This is a genomic window from Candidatus Palauibacter polyketidifaciens (assembly GCF_947581785.1).
Taxonomy (GTDB): Bacteria; Gemmatimonadota; Gemmatimonadetes; order Palauibacterales; family Palauibacteraceae; genus Palauibacter; species Palauibacter polyketidifaciens.
Map to the genome: position 1 here is coordinate 1 of NZ_CANPVO010000022.1, position 16,925 is coordinate 16,925.

The window sequence follows — 16,925 nt, forward strand, 5'->3', positions numbered from 1 at the left end:
AGTGCTCCAGGTAGGCGTCCCCCGGCACGAACAGTTCGAGGTCGTCCCGGGCGAAGGCCGCCGCCGTCATCCAGTTGTAGTAGGGCTGCTCCAGCGGGGTCGGGTTGTACCACAGAACGCGCGTCTCGAAGGCGGCCCGGTCCGGCGGAAGGCGGATCTCGACCCGCCACGGCGTCCGCGCCGGGAGGTCCGTGGCGCCGACGATCGTGCTTACGCTCCCGTCCGCGTTCTCCCGCATGAGATAGTCGACGGGCGTGGCCGTGGCCGGCGTGTGCCCGATGACGCCGAAGTTGAACTCGAGGCCGCCCGAGGTCCACGGCCCGCGCAGCGCGATGTCCCGGAACTTCATCACTTCGTTCCGATAGATGAACTCGTGGCCCGTCTCCTTCACCACGGCCCCCCACACCTTGCCACCCACCTCGGGAAGGACGAAGACCTCGACGAGGTCGTTCTCCATCCTCACGACCTTCCATTCCCGGGGCTCCGACGTCGCCGCGTACCCCTCGAACGTGTGGTAGGGGTAGAGCCGGCGGTCGGTGGCGAGCACCGGCACGGGGTTCGGATCCGAAAACGGGTACGTATCGAGGACGCGCACCTCCTCGGAGATCCGCGCACGCGGTCCGGCGGTATCGCACGAAGCGGCGGCCAGCGCGGCACACGCGGCAGCCGAGGTCAGCGCGGCGACCCGCGAACTCCGCGAAGTCAATCGCGACAAGTGACACCTCCTCCGCTCGTTACGGTAGCGCCGTCGGCGGCGTCGGCGACGAACAGTGCCCGGCGGTCGACCCCTCCGCGGGGGGCGTAGAAACGATCGATCAGTGCTTCGATCACGCTCTTCGCCCGGTTCGCGCGGCAGAGCGCGACCGCGCAGCCGCCGAATCCCGCTCCCGTGAGCCGCGCGCCGGCCGCGCCCGCGTCGAGAGCCACGCCCACGATCTTGTCGAGTGCCTGCGTGCTCACGCTGAAGTCATCGCGCAGGCTTGCGTGCGATGCGTTCATCAACCGGCCGAAGGCGGCCAGGTTCTCGCTGCGAAGCGCGCGCTCGGCCTCGATCACCCGGCGACCCTCCGTGGCCACATGACGAAAGCGCCTCGACAACGTGAGGGGCAAGGATTTCCCGGCCCGGGCCAGGATGGATGCGAACTCGTCCTCGTCGGCTTCCACCACCTCCGGCCAGGATGTCCGGCCAACCCGTTCGAGGGCCTCCGCGCACTGGGCCCGCCGCTCGTTGTACAACCCGCGTACCGCGCCCGCCTTCTCCGCGCGCGTCAACGACGAGGCGACCACCCACCGCCATCCTTCCGGTACCGGCAGCGGCGTCACGCGCAGCGGCCCGAAGTCGATCCGCAGCGCGTGCCCTTCCTTTCCGCAGAGAGACACCGCCTGATCCATGCCGCCGCCCTGCACCCCGACGTAACGCTCGGCGCGGGCGAGGAGCGCCGCGAGTTCCAGCGCCTCCACCTCCGCTTCGTTGGCGTGCAGCAGGGCCAGCGCGGACGCCACTACGAGTGCGGATGAGGACGACAACCCCTCCGCCTCCGGCAGGGTGCCCGTAACCGTGCCGCGGATGCCTCGTTTCAATCCCACACCGTGGTCCAGCAACCCCCTGGCCGCGGCCCTCACATAGTTCGACCAGTGTCCCCGGGGTGCGGATTCGATCGTGCGGTCCAGCCGGAAGGCGAACGAACCGTGGGCGGAGTCGCCTTCGAGTTCGACCGTCGCCTGCCCGGCCGCCTCGAAGTCGAGGTGGACGTGTCGGTCGAGAGCCATCGGCAGCACGGGCAGGCCGTTGTAGTCGATGTGCTCTCCGATCAGGTTGATGCGCCCCGGAGCAGTCGCGATCCCGCCGGGCGGCGCCTGCGGCGGACCGAAGAGTGACGCCTGCGCCGCGCGGAGCGGCTCCGGGCGCACGTGCGGCGTCCAGAGATCGACGGGATACGCGCCGGCCTCGGTCAGTCTTCGGAGCGAGTCGGCGACGCGCTCGCGGTCTTCGGGGAAGGTGACCCCCATCCACCCCGGCCCCACGGGCACGAGGCCGCAGCGCGTCCGTTCGGCGGCGGCCAGATTGCCGACGGCTTCCGACAGGTAGAATTCGTCCTCGATCCCCGGGGACTCCGCGAGGAAGTCTCGGAAGCGCTCCTCGAGCAGGGGCAGGATCACGGGGAAGAATCCCCACAGGCCCATGCACGCCGGACTGTCCGCGTCCACCCGGACTGCCGCGCCCGAGGCGGTGCGCCCGATGACGCCGGGCGGGGTGGCCGGGGATTCCGCGTCGTCGCCCGCCCGCGCCGCGACGCCGTCGAGGCGCAGATCCAGGCCCTCGGTCATGTGGAGTAGTGTGCCGTCGGGCCCCGGTTCGCACAGGCCGCGCGACACGCCACCGTGGGCCGACAGAGTGTCGGCCAGGGGCGAGGTCGCCGCGAAGGCGCGGATGCCCGCGGGCGGAGCCGCGAGCGCGTGCGCCAGGCGCTCGTAGGCGACCCGCCCGTAGAAGTCGTCCGCGTTGCAGACGGCGAACGGGGTCTGGCGGGGCAGAGCGGCTGCCGCGGCCAGCACGGCAAATCCCGTGCCCCAGGGCCGGACGCGACCGGGCGGCGGGAGGGGGACGAGGTCCGCGTCAACGAGACGCTGGCAGGCGAAGGAGAGCGAGAGCCCTGCAGCCCGCAGCGGAGTCAGGCTCGCCTCGAACTCATCCTGTTGACTCTCGCGAACCACGAGCACGAAACGCCCGAACCCCGCGCGCACGGCGTCGTACACGGCATATTCGATCAGCGACGCGCCGCCCGGCCCCACCGGTTCGAGTTGCTTGGCGCGGCCGAACCGCGTGGATCGCCCGGCGGCGAGGATCACCAGCGTCGGCCGCTCCGGCCGGTCGCCCTGTCTCGCCCCGTCGATCGAAACGGCCCCGCTCATCGGGACAACTCGACCGTTCGCGCCTCGCCCGCGATGCGGAGCCCTTCAACGCGCGCCCGGACGGCGCCGTCGACGGCGGCATCCCCGCGAGCGACGAACGCGGGCAGCCGGGAGCCGGTGCGCAATCCGCGCCATGGACAGGTGTCGACGAACTCCTCGATCGCGCCCAGCGCGAACAGCGGCCCCCAACTCTGGAAGCGCCGGCCCCGCCCCCGGCCGCTGCGTGCGTCGAAGTTCTCGCGGCAGAACCCCGTGCGCCGGCGGTCGGCGAGAAACATGAGCGCCCCTTTCCACGCCAGCTCGCTGGCGAATTCGTCGAATCCGTAGCGCCGCAGTCCCTGCAGCACGAGGTAATTCATGGGCGGCCAGATGGAGCCGCGCCAGTACTGCTGGTCGTCGAACGCGGGGTCGTCGCGCGAAATCGTGGGCAGCACCCACTCTCCCCGGAAGCGCGCGGGATCGCGCAGCACGTCCACCATGCGCCGCGCCTGCCGCGCCGACGGCACGCCGGCGATCAGGGGAAGGAAGTTCGATGCCGCTACGCGCGTCGAGTGGCTGCCAGGCAGTTCGTCGAGGTAGAGCCCGGCGGCGTCGGACCACAGCACGCGGTTCATCGCCGCGACGATGCGGCGGCGCTCATCATCCAGCCGAGCCGCCTCCGCCGGGTCGCCGAAGATGCGCGCGATCCGCGACAGGCACTCGAGATCCAGGGCGCGGTAGCTGCACAGATCGACGGCGGACATGGCGAGGACTTCCCGCCCCGGATCCCATTCCACGTCGTCCCACAGCGGGAGGTCGTCCTGGCCCGATTCCCACGCCGCCCGCTGGTGGCCGCTCGCGCCGACTTCCCATTCCGGGAGCCGCCCGCGCTCCGGGACCAGGGCGGTATCCGAACCCCACGCGAACAGTCCGCGCGTGAGCCCCTCGCGGCGGGGGCGCCCGCCCTTGTCGGCCACCCACCAGTCGTTCCACGCGCGGAGTCCCGGCCATGCGGCGGCCAAAGCGTCCGCATCGGGGCAGGCGAGGTGCAGCTTCAGGGCCGCGAACGACCCGACCGGGGGCTGCGAGCGGTCGGGCGTGCCGCCGAGGCGGCTCCTCCAGTTGGGCACGTTCCCGTTCGGGTAGCGCGATTCGAGCCCCGCGAGGAGAGCGTCCCAGGCCAGACGCCCCGACGCGGTGGCGAGCGCGAGGGCGTTGAAAAAGGAATCCCACCCGAAGACCGTCCAGTCGTCGGGATTCGGCGTACTCTCCGTCGGTGTCTCGTCCCTCGGCTTTGGGAAGATCCAGCGGCGGCCGGCCGGTGCGTACAGGCGTCCGGTTTCCGGCTGGAGGAGGACGGTCCACATCAGGTTGTCCGTGACGGCCTCGACGAGTCCTTCCGCGGCCCCCGACCCACGTGGACGGCGGCGGTCCCAGTCGGTGCGCGCGTCGTCGATCCAGCGGTCCAATTCGGGAAGGAGCTGTTGGGCGCGGTCCAGGCTGGCTCCCGGCCGGGACCGCGGCCCCGGCGCGCTCCTCGGCTCCCAGGCGACGACGGCGGCCACGCGTTCCCTCGCCCGAGGCGCGAAGGCGGCAGCGATCTCCGTGCTTCCAAGCCCCGCCCGCCAGCCGTCGGGCCCTTCCTCCCATCGTGTCTTCCATCCCCATGGATCGTCGGCCACCAACTCCACCCGGCCCGGCACCCCCGCCACCGCCCGCAGGGCCACGGCACCCTCGCGGCGCGACCATTCCAGGATGAGCGTACCCTCCACGGGGCGGGAAGCGGGCGAAGGCTCGGCAGCGAGATCGAACTCCATCCGCGCGTAGCATCCATCAGGTGCGTGGGGACCGACGCGGGAGACCATCCAGTACCAGTCCTCCAGGTCCCGGCGCTCTCCGTCGGGGGTGGTGAAGATGAGGCGGAGTCCAACCCCGTCGCCGGGTCCGGCCGCGAACACGAGCCCGGCCCAGCGGCGCGCGTCGAGCGCCCCGACCCGCATCATGCCGGTCCGATCCGCGTGCTCGGTTGGGCGGAGTTCATGGCCTGCCAGTCTATGGCTGGCCGTCCCGAGGGGCGACGGCCGCAAGGACTCGAGGGTTGGCAGGGCGGCCGTCACGCTCGGCGAGTCTCAGCCCGCGCCGGCCTCCGCAGACTGATCGGATTGGCACGGCACGCCGGCCGGCGCCATTATGCGTATATGCGCCAGACGGTCAGCAGGACCGGACGCCACCGACCAGGACGGCAACTACCCGGACCCCGACAGCGCGGCGTCGGAACAGGCGACAACCGCGCAGAGCCGCGATGATCGACGCGCTGATCGGATATACTCCGACGCTTCGCCTCCGCCGCGTCGTTGAGCCGGGCATGGCGGAGGTCTGGATCAAGCTGGAGGGGATGAATCCGGCCGGCTCGATCAAGGACCGGACCGCGCGCGCCATGGTCGACGACGCCGAGACGCAGGGATTGCTCGAGCCCGGCGGCACTATCGTCGAGCCCACCTCCGGCAACACCGGCATCGGCCTCGCCCAGATCGCCGCCTGGCGCGGGTACAGGCTCATCCTCTGCATGCCGTCGTCGATGAGCGCGGAGCGCAAGCGCACTCTCGGTGCGTACGGCGCCGAATTGGTGCTGACCGACCCGGAACGGCGCATGCTGGCCGCGCGCGAGGAAGCCGAACGCATCTCCCGGGAATCCGGCGCCTACTATCCCGACCAGTTTTCCAATCCCGCAAACCCGCGCGTCCACTACCAGACGACCGGACCGGAACTCTGGACCGACATGAAGGGACGCATCGACGTGTTCGTATATGGCTCCGGGACGGGCGGGACCATCAGCGGCACCGGGCGATTCCTCAAGGAACAGGATCCGAACATCCAGGTCGTAGCCGTCGAACCGGCTCGCTCGCCGGTCATCTCGGGCGGTGAACGCGGCCAGCACCAGTTCCAGGGAATGGGACCGGGCTTCATCCCCGAGAATCTGGAGCGCACGATCCTCGACCGCGTAATCACCGTCTACGAGGAGGACGCGTTCCCGCTGGGCCGGCGCCTGGCCCGGGAAGAGGGGCTTTTTCTCGGAATGAGCAGCGGCGGCATCATCTACGCGGCGCTTCAGATCGCACGCGAGATCGGCCCCGGCCACCGGGTCGCCGCCATCTCGCCCGACGACGGCGCCCGCTACCTGAGTACCGTACTGTATTCGCCCGAGGATCCGCCGGAGACCGTGGCCCGCTAGCGAATCCCTTCCAGTTGGATCCCGCGCACGAAGTACCGCTGGGTGAAGAGGAACAGGAGCGCGATGGGCAGGACGGCGGCGACGCCGGCCGCCATCTGGTAGGGCCAGTTGATCTCGTAGGTCGAATGGAAGGCGGCGATCCCCACCTCGACGACCCGCATCTCCATGGAGCGGGTGACGAGGAGCGGCCACAGCAGGTTCTTCCACGCGTCGACGAACGCGAACAGCGCGAGTGTGGCCACGGCGGGCTTCGCGAGGGGCAGGGCGACGCTCCAGAAGATGCGCACGCGTCCGGCCCCGTCCACGCGCGCCGCGTCCTCCAGTTCCCTGGGCACCGTCCGAAAGTACTGTCGCATGAGGAAGATCCCCCACACCGAGACGAGTTCCGTGGAGACGAGCCCCTGGTAGGTGTCGATCCAGCCGAGGGCCTCGATCATGAGGAAGCGGGGGATGAGAACGACGACTGCGGGCACCATCATCGTCGACAGGAAGAGCATGAAGAGCCCGTCCCGCCCGGGAAATTCGAGGCGCGCGAAGGCGTACCCGGCCATGGCCGAGGTCGCGACCTGGCCCGCCGCCACCGCCGTCGCGAACACGAGCGAGTTCAGGAAGTAGCGGCCGAAGGGCTGGACCGTGAGCGCCTCGGGATAGTTCGACCACCGCGGCGACCGAGGCAGGAGGCCCCCGCCGGCGAAGACATCGAGCTGTCCCATGAGGCTCGTCAGGCCCATCCACGCGAAGGGCGCCGCCATGACGAGGCACGCCGCGGCGAGCAGGAGTCCGCGCGCCGTCCGGGGGAGGGTGCGCTCAGGCATGGGTCCGGCGTGTGTCGAGGAAGCGGAAGTGCAGCCAGGTGGCGACGAACACGACCGCGAACAGCATCCAGCTCATCGCCGCCGCGTTGCCGAACTGCAGGAACTCCCACGCCTCGCGGTAGATGTGGTAGACGGCGACGTCCGTGGCGCCCAGCGGGCCGCCTTCCGTCATCACGTAGACGAGTCCGAACACCTGGAAGGAGCCGATGACGGACGTGACGAGCACGAAGAACAGGGTGTGGCGCAGGCCGGGCAGGGTGACGTGGCGGAAGCGTTGCCACGGCCCCGCGCCGTCGACCCGGGCCGCGTCGTACCAGTCGCGCGGGATGGCGGCGAGGCCTGCTTGAAAAATAACCATCTGATAGCCCACGACCATCCAGATGCCGATCATCATCAGGCTGACGAGCGCGGTGTCGGATGACGTGAGCCAGGGGACGGACTCGAGTCCGGCGCGCTCCAGACCGCGGTTCAGTAGTCCGTACCGGTCGCTCAGCAGCCACTTCCACACCACCGCGATCGCCGCCACGCTCGTGATGCCGGGCAGGAAGAGGGCGAGCCGAGCCCAGCGCATGGCGCGGCGCGATCCGCGGGTGAGGAGCGCCAGGGCGAGGGCGATGGCCATCGCGGCGGGCACGTGCAGGGTGAACAGCGCCGTGTTCCCGATCGCCGACCACCATTCGCCGTCCCCGAGCAGCGTCGCGTAGTTGTCGAGTCCGAGGAAGAGCGGCGCGGGGTCGATGAGGCGCCATTCGTGCAGCGAAATCCACAGGGAGAAGAGGAGCGGCCCGAGGGTGAACGCGAGGATGAGGGCTGCGGCGGGGGCGAGGAGGCCCCACGCCGCCAGCGTTCGGCGCAGGGCGCGGGGGCGGGGCGCGAGCTGCGCGAGGTGGAGCGCCAGCGCCACGAGGAGGGCGGCGAGCGCGGCGGCCGCGGCCAGCGCGAGAGCGGGCGAGGCGGTGCGTTCGTACCCGAGGAAGGCGAGGTGGACATCGGCGGTGCGAGCCGCGTGCCAGGTGGCACCGTCCGCTTCCACGGTGTACGGCGCGCCCGCGGGCGTGTCGGCGGGCAGCGCGGCGCCTCGGTCGGGCCGCGCGGCGATCTCCGCCGCGACGGCGGGCGGCATCGTCCACTGCGCGTCCGCAACCCCCAGCGAGCGGTCCTGGGCCCAGGAGAGGTGGGCGACCCGCGCGGCGTGGACCGGATCCGCGCCGGTCGCCATGGCGAGTTCCACGGCCCGCGCGCCCTGAGCTACGGTGGAGGCGCTCAGCGCGCGGAGTTCGCCGTCCGCCCACCTCCCCCCCGCGACCGCCGTCAGGGCGACGCAGCCGATGGATAGGAGCGCGACGCCGGTCGGGTAGCGCGGGACGGTCGATCTGCGGCGGCGTCTCGCGGCCCAGCCGCCGATGAGCGCCATCCCCGCGAGCGCGATGGCCGTGGCGGCACGAGGGAAGGCCGCCCATGGGCCGCCTGTCCGGCGCGGCGCGACCGCGATCCAGGCGGCGGGGTCGAGCGCGCCGGGCTCATAGGCATAGGCCCCGGCCCGGCCGCCTCCGTCGCCCGAGCCGAGGATCGCCGCCCGCTCGCCGAGCAGTCCGGCAACGGCTCGGCCGCCGCCCCCCTCTTCCCACAGCGCGGCCGCCATGCCCGCCTCGGCTCCCGCCGCGTCGACCCGTGCGCCCTCCACCCGCCCGATGGCGACGGCCAGGACCAACCCGAGGCCGCTCACGAGGATGACGGCGGTGAGGGCCGCGAGAACCGACTGCCGGGTCCCGCTTACCATTCGAACTCCGCGTCGATGCGGCGGGCCACGTCCGAGGCGCTCGACGCGAGAGGCTCTCCGCGCACCAGGCGGCGGTCCATGATCTCCACCGCCAGCGCCTCGATGCGGGAGAAGTCGCGCACCCGCGCGCCCCAGGTCATGCGCGCGCCACCCACGAGCGCAATGAACGCGTCCTCGACTCCGGTGCCGTCCGCCGCGGCGATCTCCGCCGCCACATCGATCCGCGACGGAATGGCGAGTCCCGACCGCGCCCGGATGCGCTGCGCCTCGGGCGAGGCGAGGAAACCCGCGAGGTCGATGGCGCGTCGCAGGTTCGCCGCGTTGGGCGGCACGGCCCACCCCGAGGCGTAGAGCACGCTCGTCGCCGCCGTCCGCGAGGGATGGTGCGGAATGGGGACGATGGCCAGGTCCAGCGCGCCCGCCTCCACCAGGTCGCGGAACACGGGGAGCGTCCAGTGGCCCGAGAGGAGGAACGCCTGTCCCCCCGATGCGAAGCGCGCTTCCCGTGCGGGGTCTCCCTGCTGGACGAACTGCGCGCCCGGAGTGAGGCCGTCCTCCGCCAGCGCCGTCAGGAAGCGGTACGCCTCCAGCGCTTCCGGCCCGTCCAGGTACCCTGCCGCGCGGCCCCCGTCGGGCCCGAGGATGTCGCCGCCCGCCGACCACACGAACGGAACCCACTGGTACAGGTTGCGCGGGAAGTCGAACCCGAACACGTCGTTCCGTCCATCCCCGTCGGTGTCCGCCACGACCGCCTCCGCGACGCGCCGGAAGTCCACCCAGGTCCAACCGGCCGGCGGCAGGAGGTGCTCGACGCCCGCGGCGGCGAGCACGCTCCGGTTCGCGTACAGGACCATCGGCGTGAAATCCTTCGGCAGCGCGAACATGGAAGTGCCCCGGCGAAACGCGTCCGCTACCTGCCCGAACACGCTGTCCGGCCGAAAGCCGAGCGCCTCCTGGTATGGCGCGAGGTCCAGCGCCAGCCCGCGCTCCACGAAGGTGGGGATGTCGGGCGAATCCATGAGGTAGACGTCGGGTGGGCGCCCCGCCGCGATCGAGGTCAGCAGCCGCTCCTCGTACCCGTTGGGTGCGGACTCGAGCACGACCCGCACGCCGGGGTGCAGGGCTTCGTAGCGGTCCGCGACCTGCCGCTCGATCTCGAGTTCATGGCCTCCGGCCCAGAGGGTTACGCGCAGGGCGGTGTCGGACCCGTCGGGGGCGCAGGCGGTCGCCGTGGAGACGACGGCGAAGACGACGGCCGGGGCACCGCCGGTGGGAGCGCGAAGGGGCCGGCGCGTGGGCGGCGGCGAGTCCGTCATCGCGAGGCCGGCAGGTTCATGGGCCGCGGCGCGGCCTCCTCGCGGCGGCCGTCCGGACCGAACAGGTGGCTGCGCTCCCATGCGACCGAGACGCTCACGCGGTCGCCGGGGTCGACGCGCAGGGTGGGGGGCGCGCGCGCCACCCAGGCCGCGTCGCCGGGGCCGTCCAGGTGGACGCGCTGCTCGCTCCCCAGCGCCTCGACACGGAGCACGATGGCCCGGAAGCCGGTCGCCCCGCCCGAATCGCGATTCCCGCCGGGCCCGTCGCCATCGCCCTCCCTCGTCCTCGCGACCGCCAGATCCTCCGGCCGCACGCCGAGCGTAGCCCGGTCGACCCCCGACGGCGCCCGGAGCGTGAACGGGCCGCCCGCGAGGCGCCCCGCATCGTCCCGGGCCAGGGCGATCCGGTTGATGGGCGGCGACCCCACGAACCCGGCGACGAACAGGTTGGCCGGCCGACGATAGACCTCCTCCGGCGTGCCCACCTGGTGGAGCCGGCCCCGATCCATGACCGCGACTCGCTGACCCAGCGACAGGGCTTCCACCTGGTCGTGCGTCACGAAGATCATCGTCGTGCCGAGGCGCCGGTGCAGGGCGGCGATCTCGTCACGGGTCCGCAGCCTCAACTCCGCGTCGAGGTTCGAGAGCGGCTCGTCGAAGAGGAACACGCCCGGATCGCGGACCATCGCCCGTCCCAGGGCCACCCGCTGACGCTGTCCCCCGGACAGCTCGCCGGGCCGCCGCGACAGCAGTTCGGCGAGCCCGAGTGCGGCCGCGGCCTCCGCGACGCGCCGCTCGATCCCGGCTCGCGGAGTCCCGCGCACGCGCAAGCCGAAGCCCAGATTCCCGGCCACCGTCATGTGCGGGTAGAGGGCGTAGCTCTGGAACACCATCGCCACGTCGCGGGCCCCCGGTTCGACGTCGTCCACCCGCCGTCCCCCGATCCACACCTCTCCCGCGGTGGGTTCGACGAGGCCGGCGATGAGTCGCAGCAGCGTGCTCTTGCCGCACCCGGACGGGCCGACAAGAACCATCAGCTCCCCGGGCCGGACCTCGAGATCGAGCGACCGCACGGCCACGACCTCGCCATACCGCTTCTCCACGCCGCGCAGTTCGACGCCCTGCGGGGCGCGACTCACGGAGCCCTGCGATGCACGGCTCACGGAGCCCACGGAACGCGCAGCGCCTCGCCGCGAGGCCCTTCCAGCCGCTCCCCGTCCACCGTGGCCGTCACCTGGCCCGGTTCCACGTCCACGCACACGGTGCGCCCCCTCGCGACGACGGGTCCCAGCGACACGCGGGCGGGACCGTTCGGCAGCGGCCGGACCTCGATGCCCGACGCATCCACGTGGAGTCCCGCGAAGCCACGCGCCAGCAGATCGAGGATCCACGAGTGCTGGTAGTCGTCGATGCCGCGGAAGTGGCACGCACGCCCCGTATGCGGGTGGTAGTGTTCGAAGCAGTTGGGGCGCGAGGGATCGCCGTCGGTGAACATCATGCGCGCGAACCGGTGGAGCATGTCCGCCGCCAGCGCGCCGGCCCGCGCGCTCCCGCCGCGCCAGCAACGCAGCAGCCCCTCGATCACATGGCTCGTCGTCATCGGCCAGACCCGTCCGTTCCACGGGCAGTTGCGGCGCTTCCCCCGCCAGATGCCCTCCGCGGAGAATCGCGGATCGTCCACGCTCGACGAAGGCAGCGGGAAGCGCGTGCCGAACGTCCGGGGATCCTCGAGGTGGTCGAGCAGGGCGTTCAGGCGGGCCTCGCCCACCCGGCTGGTGAGCAGCGGATAGAACCCCACCGCCGCCTTCACGCCCGTGCGCTCGCCGGTGCGCCCGTCCACGTCGGTGAACAGCCCGGCCGTCGTCGACCACATGCGTTCGTCGATCGCCTTCCAGCAGCGGTCCGCAAGCCCATGCCACTCAGCTTCGTCCCCCGGCCGCTCCAGGCGGTGCGCCACGGAGGCGAGGGCGCGAAACAACTGGTGCGCGTATACGGTGACGTCGATCCCCTTGAGGCGAAGCCGGGGACGCCACCCCGCCACGTCGGCCTCCCCGTCCACGGCCATGTAGCGCGACATGTATTCCTGTCCCGTCTCGAAGTGGTTCGTGACGGTGAACATGCCCGACGCCTCGGGGTCGCGCTCCGCCGTCAGCCAGCGCGCGTAGCGCGACAGCCCCTCGTAGCAGCGGGCCCGCGCCGCCGCATCCGGGTGCATGTCGTCGACCGCGAGCAGCGCGTCACCCCAGTTCGCGTGGTAGAAGTCGGTGCCCTCGAGACGCTCGGGATAGAGGCGTCCGTGGAAGGAGCCGTCGGGCTTCCGGTTGTCGACGAAGTTCAGGAGCGAGCCCCACGCCTCGCGCCCGCCCTTCCGCCAGCGCATCTCCATCATGTGGCACTGCGCGCTGTAGGCGATCGGCACGTGGAAGTACTCCGGGCCCTCGGCGATCGCGGGATGCCGCACCGGGCCCCATCGACCCTCGATGCGGTTCAGACCGAGGCCGTAGATGCGATAGTCGAAATAGCGGTCGAGATACGGGTCGCCGCTCTCGAAACGCGGGAAATCGCCGAAGAAGGACTCCCACGCGGAAGCCGTCCCGCACGCCGGAGCGGGGCCCCGGGCTTCGTTGTCCCGGAGCCGGAGGGTCAGACGGAACGTCGGAGGCCCGCCGTCGTCGACTCCTTCGAGCGGAAGCGCGACGGCGATCCAGATCCATCCGGGGCGGTGTTCTCCCGGGTCGGAGTTCGCGCTCCCCGGGGCACCGACACCTTCCGCGAAGGGCGAATGTCCCCATTCGGGCGTCCCGCGACCTTCCGATGGGACGACGCGCCGCCAGGCGGGTGGAGCGGAGCCGGCGAGTTCCATGCGCAGGACCAGTTCCTCCCCGCGCCGGTCCGAAACGGTCCGCGTCCAGCCCACCCCGTCCGTCGTAGGCTCCACCCCGTCCGTCGCGTCCGCCGGCTGCGCGGTGAAGCCGACGACATGGCCCTCGAGTTCGGCCGGGATGTGCCACGACGATTCCAGGACTCCGCCCGGCAGCACCTGGCGGCGCTCCTCGAAGATGAGGCCGCGCCCGTCCGACCACGTGGCGACGAGCCACCCGGGTCGCCACCGGCGTGGCGTCGGCTCGCGGCCGCCCGGGCCGCCGGCGCTTCTTCGGAGCGGGTGTTCGGCTCCGTCGGGGCGCACGAGAGCCACCGAGAACGCCGGGCCGACCTCGTGCTGCAGAAGGTGGACCGGATCCCAGAACCCCGGCCGGTGCAGCCACCGCGGGAACGGCGGCGCCCACACCACGCCGTCCAGGCCGCCCAGGAACCACTTGTCGTCGCGCTCCAGCGCCGCGATGCGAGCCCGAGGGGAAGCGGCGGGACGGGAGGAGGGGGCGTTCATCGGAACAGCATCAAACCGCATGCCGCGCCGGTCAACGGCCCGACGCGTCCGGCACCGCCGCGCGACGCCTCTCGGCAGCGGTCTGACACTTCCCGCCGGCCAGGCGCGTAGACGCGCACAGGCCCCCGAAAAACCATGCGTTCAGCGTCTGGAGGAAAGAGATGTCCTGGAATCGTCGCTCTCTCGGCCGCCCCTCGCGGCGGATCGCCCTCGCGGGCGCCCTCTTCTGCGGCCTCACGTCGACGGGTTGCATCTTCGTGGGCGACAGCGAGTCGCGGGACGAAGCGGAGGAAGTGCGGGAAGACCTTCGCGATGCCGCCGACGACATTGCCGCGAGCGTCACCGACGCGGTGGAGGAGATCGGCGAGCACCTGTCCGACTTCGCCGAGGAACTGGGCGGTGAAACGCTGGTCGATCAGCCGATCCACTTCCGCGAGTTCTACGACTTTCTGCCCGAGCGGGCGGGGGGCCTGAGACGGACCTCGCGCGAGGGGGCGACGGGCGGCGCGATGGGGTTCCACATGTCCGTGGCCGAAGCCGAGTACGAGGGGAGGAACGGGGCCGAGGTCGAGGTCTCCATTGCCGACATCGGTGCGATGCCGGTGATCGGGTCGGAGGGCTTCCTGGATTGGCTCGATCTCTCGGTCGACGAGGAGAGCGACCGGGGGTGGGCGCGCACGATCGAGTACGAGGGCTATCCGGCCATGGAGGAGTTCCGTCGCACGAGCGGCGAACGCGGCCGCGCGGAGTTCACCTGGTTCGTCGAGAGTCGCTTCGTCGTCGTGCTGGACGCACGGGACGTGACGATCGACGAACTCCACGAGCTTCGAGACGCGATCGACACCGACGCCCTGTCCGACCTGCGCGACCGCGAAGGGGGCTAGCGGTCCCGGTCGGCGGGGTCGGGGATCCCGCGGCTGACGAGCACCTCCAGGGCGGGATCCACGGCCAGTAGCTCCTCCACCGCCCCGGCCAGTCCGCCGGGCGACGGATCCCGCAGCATCGCGCGCACCTGCCGGGTCGCAGGGTCGCGCGCGATGGCGGCGGCCGCGACGAGGCCGCTCTCGCTGCTCTCCCCATCGAGCGTGAAGGACCCGGCGGGCCCGGAGAGCGTGAGACTCGCCAACTCGCCCGCCCACGCCGACCGGACGGGAACCGAGAAGGCGAAACCCGAGCCTCCGTTCGCGTCGGCGATCCGCCACATGTCGAAACTCAGCGCGAACAGTTCTTCACCCGACGCGTTCCGGCCGCGGATGCGATAGTCGCCGCCGCCCACCGGCGAGGACGACGGAGCGTCGAGAAGGAATGCGGGCTCCAGGTAGGGAACGCCTTCTTCGCTCACGCCGCCCCAGAGGAGCAGCGAGCGGGCATCGCCGCCGGCTGCCGGGCTCGGCCTGGATTCGAGCGGCTCGGTGCGGGTGCGGAAGCGCATCGCGTTGTAGAAGTGATAGTCCCCGATCCAGTGCGGATCGCAGTATCCCATGATGTCGGCCCTGTCCGGCGGAACGAGTTGCCCGCCGTCGCGAAAATCGTATCCCCAGGCACCGATGTGCCCGGTCCCCCCTGGATACCACGGATCGGGGTTGACCGCGCTGCAGGGGGCGTGGCTGAGGCTCATGTTATGCCCGAATTCGTGTGCGACGATGTCGGCTCGATCATGACTGGAGACGCTGGCGAACCCGCCGACGTAGGCCACGCCTCCGCCATCGCTGTTCGTCATCGTGCCCATGTAATGCCCGGTCCCCTCCTCCGACGCACGTATCGCCGCCGTGTAGCCCAGGAGTGCGTTCTGGTTGTTGGTGGATACCATCACGGGCTCGTGCGCCGTGATCGTCATGTCTCCGATCGGGAGAAGCGTATGCGTGTCCCAGAAGAGTTCGTGGTCCGGAGTCAGACTGTTCACGTAGCTCACGATCGAGGCGTCCGGGTCTGACGTCAGCACGAACGGAATCACCGTGAGATTGAACGTGGGCATCGTCCGGACGTCGACGGCGCGCCGGCCTGTGTCGGGAATGCGCCGCGTGAGTCCCAGCGCGGGATCGAGCGTGCCGCCGGGATCCGTCTCGACGACGACCTCGAGCCCGGGCTGCACGACCCGCCCGGGGATCACGACATTCGCGGAGGCGGCGAGATCGCCTTCCTCGATCGCCGTCGGCACGGGATTCGACTGTGCGGGAAGGTCGGCGACATGGATTTCGGCGCCCTGCAGGTAGAACCGGGCCCGGACCGCCGGGAAATCGACGGATGCGCCCCCGGGGGCCGTCAGAAACACGCGCAGGAGCGCGGAATCGCCGGCGACGAGCGGCACGGGAAACTCCGATGACTGTACGGCCTGCGTGAGGACGATCGACGCATCCTGCCCGCACGTGGCGACCCGGTACCTGTAGAGACGCTCCAGCCAGTCCCGGAAGGCGGGTTCGGCGGGCGCGCAGAGCGCCGAGCCTCCCAGGTGAAGTTGGACCAACCCCCGGATCGACGTCAGCTCGACGGGCAGCGGGCCGGACAGCCCGGCATTGTCGGACAGGTTCAGGAAGCGCAGCGCCGCCAGGCGCCCGAACGTCTCCGGCACCGGTCCCTCAAGGTCATTGCGCATGAACAGCAGGACCTCGAGCGCCGTGAGGCCCCCCAGTTCGGGCGGCATCGGTCCCGTGAGATCGTTTTCGCTCAGATCCAGCAGACGCATATCGCTGAGGTTACCCAGCGCGGCCGGGATCGGCCCCTCGAATCCGTTGCGGCTGAGGTCCAGTTGGTCCAGGTAGCTGAAGTCGCCGAGCCACGGCGGGATCTCGCCATCGAAACGGTTGTCGTGAAGGTGTAGCTCCAGGAGGATCGGCAGTCGCCCGAACTCCGCCGGGATGCCCCCCGCGAGTTCGTTTCGTGACAGCGTGAGGGTATGGAGCCGGTCGAGGTCTCCGAGCTCCGGGGGGAGATGTCCGCGGAGCCCGTTGAATTCGAGGTCGAGATCCGTCACCCGGCCGTCGTCGTCCACGCTCACGCCGTACCAAGTGTCGAGCGGCCGGCCCGTCAGCCAGTTGTCGTCGTGGGTCCAGCCTTCGCCGCCCGTCGCTTCGTAGAACGCCTGGAGCACGACGTGGTCCGCCGTCACGAGCTCGGGCACGAGGACCCCGAACTCAAGCCGGCCCTGCAGCGCCCCGGGATCGCGGGCCCGGATCGTGACCCGCGCCTCTCCCGGCGCGACCCCGACGACGATGACGGTGGCGTCCGACAGCGAGACGGAGGCGACGCCGGCATCGGAGGTCTCGGCCGAGAACGTCAGGGCGTCCCCGTCCGGATCCGTGAAATAGGCCCCCGCGTCCACCGTGAGCGTGTCGCCGGCCGCCAGTTCCTGTGGCGGGATCGTGCTCGTCGGCGTTGGCCGGCGGTTGGGAGTTGCCGTTGGCGGCGCCGTGGCTTCGTCGCCGCACGCGGCGGCCGTGAGGATCACGAACGCCAGCAGGCCCGCCGATACGGCCGGCGAGGCTCTTCGCCGCCGGCTCAGGGG

11 protein-coding genes are annotated in these 16,925 nt (G+C 71.2%); 2 read left to right on the forward strand and 9 right to left on the reverse strand.

Features of this window, described 5'->3' with window-relative positions; genetic code table 11:
* The 3 genes from RN729_RS06965 to RN729_RS06975 form a co-directional block, all read right to left on the reverse strand.
* Positions 1–715: DUF5107 domain-containing protein (locus RN729_RS06965; RefSeq protein WP_310783072.1), on the reverse strand; the 715-nt coding region annotated here is incomplete at its 3' end.
* A complete protein-coding gene (gene galK / locus RN729_RS06970) occupies positions 703–2,913 on the reverse strand; it encodes a galactokinase (RefSeq protein ID WP_310783074.1) in 2,211 nt (736 codons plus the stop codon). The genes RN729_RS06965 and galK, both read right to left, overlap by 13 nt.
* Positions 2,910–4,895: a trehalase family glycosidase gene (locus RN729_RS06975; protein ID WP_310783076.1), complete on the reverse strand. Its 1,986-nt coding sequence runs from the start codon at positions 4,893–4,895 to the stop codon at positions 2,910–2,912. The genes galK and RN729_RS06975 overlap by 4 nt, the downstream gene beginning before the upstream one ends.
* 299 nt (positions 4,896–5,194) lie before the next feature.
* On the opposite strand from RN729_RS06975, the gene cysK reads away from it, so the two are divergent.
* Positions 5,195–6,124 (forward strand): cysteine synthase A, encoded by a 930-nt coding sequence (gene cysK, locus RN729_RS06980; protein ID WP_310783078.1) that lies wholly within the window; start codon positions 5,195–5,197, stop codon positions 6,122–6,124.
* On the opposite strand, the gene RN729_RS06985 is transcribed toward cysK, so the two are convergent.
* The 5 genes from RN729_RS06985 to RN729_RS07005 are packed head-to-tail and all read right to left on the reverse strand — an operon-like array spanning position 6,121 to position 13,423.
* Positions 6,121–6,939: a carbohydrate ABC transporter permease gene (locus RN729_RS06985; RefSeq protein ID WP_310783080.1), complete on the reverse strand. Its 819-nt coding sequence runs from the start codon at positions 6,937–6,939 to the stop codon at positions 6,121–6,123. The two genes, cysK and RN729_RS06985, sit on opposite strands and share 4 nt — an antisense overlap.
* Positions 6,932–8,719 (reverse strand): ABC transporter permease subunit, encoded by a 1,788-nt coding sequence (locus RN729_RS06990; protein ID WP_310783082.1) that lies wholly within the window; start codon positions 8,717–8,719, stop codon positions 6,932–6,934. Before RN729_RS06990 ends, RN729_RS06985 begins: the two co-directional genes overlap by 8 nt.
* Positions 8,713–10,035, reverse strand: a complete 1,323-nt coding sequence (locus RN729_RS06995; protein WP_310783084.1) for a sugar ABC transporter substrate-binding protein — start codon at positions 10,033–10,035, stop codon at positions 8,713–8,715. The genes RN729_RS06990 and RN729_RS06995 overlap by 7 nt, the downstream gene beginning before the upstream one ends.
* The gene (locus tag RN729_RS07000; protein WP_310783086.1) at positions 10,032–11,174 is read right to left on the reverse strand and encodes an ABC transporter ATP-binding protein; all 1,143 of its coding nucleotides are present in this window, start codon (positions 11,172–11,174) and stop codon (positions 10,032–10,034) included. The genes RN729_RS06995 and RN729_RS07000 overlap by 4 nt, the downstream gene beginning before the upstream one ends.
* 20 nt (positions 11,175–11,194) lie before the next feature.
* Positions 11,195–13,423: a hypothetical protein gene (locus RN729_RS07005; protein WP_310783088.1), complete on the reverse strand. Its 2,229-nt coding sequence runs from the start codon at positions 13,421–13,423 to the stop codon at positions 11,195–11,197.
* A 161-nt stretch (positions 13,424–13,584) separates the two neighbouring features.
* On the opposite strand from RN729_RS07005, the gene RN729_RS07010 reads away from it, so the two are divergent.
* Positions 13,585–14,307, forward strand: coding sequence for a hypothetical protein (locus tag RN729_RS07010; RefSeq protein ID WP_310783090.1), 723 nt, complete (start codon positions 13,585–13,587; stop codon positions 14,305–14,307).
* Here RN729_RS07010 and RN729_RS07015 read toward each other — a convergent pair.
* Positions 14,304–16,868, reverse strand: coding sequence for a hypothetical protein (locus tag RN729_RS07015; protein WP_310783092.1), 2,565 nt, complete (start codon positions 16,866–16,868; stop codon positions 14,304–14,306). The two genes, RN729_RS07010 and RN729_RS07015, sit on opposite strands and share 4 nt — an antisense overlap.
* Positions 16,869–16,925 lie beyond the last annotated feature (57 nt).

Bases quoted from the DNA above. Each gene is read 5' to 3' on its own strand.
- RN729_RS06995 (WP_310783084.1), bottom strand. From the start codon at position 10,035: ATGACGGACTCGCCGCCGCCCACGCGCCGGCCCCTTCGCGCTCCCACC.
- RN729_RS07010 (WP_310783090.1), top strand. From the start codon at position 13,585: ATGTCCTGGAATCGTCGCTCTCTCGGCCGCCCCTCGCGGCGGATCGCC.
- RN729_RS06990 (WP_310783082.1), bottom strand. From the start codon at position 8,719: ATGGTAAGCGGGACCCGGCAGTCGGTTCTCGCGGCCCTCACCGCCGTC.
- RN729_RS06975 (WP_310783076.1), bottom strand. From the start codon at position 4,895: ATGATGCGGGTCGGGGCGCTCGACGCGCGCCGCTGGGCCGGGCTCGTG.
- RN729_RS06985 (WP_310783080.1), bottom strand. From the start codon at position 6,939: ATGCCTGAGCGCACCCTCCCCCGGACGGCGCGCGGACTCCTGCTCGCC.
- cysK (WP_310783078.1), top strand. From the start codon at position 5,195: ATGATCGACGCGCTGATCGGATATACTCCGACGCTTCGCCTCCGCCGC.
- galK (WP_310783074.1), bottom strand. From the start codon at position 2,913: ATGAGCGGGGCCGTTTCGATCGACGGGGCGAGACAGGGCGACCGGCCG.
- RN729_RS07005 (WP_310783088.1), bottom strand. From the start codon at position 13,423: ATGAACGCCCCCTCCTCCCGTCCCGCCGCTTCCCCTCGGGCTCGCATC.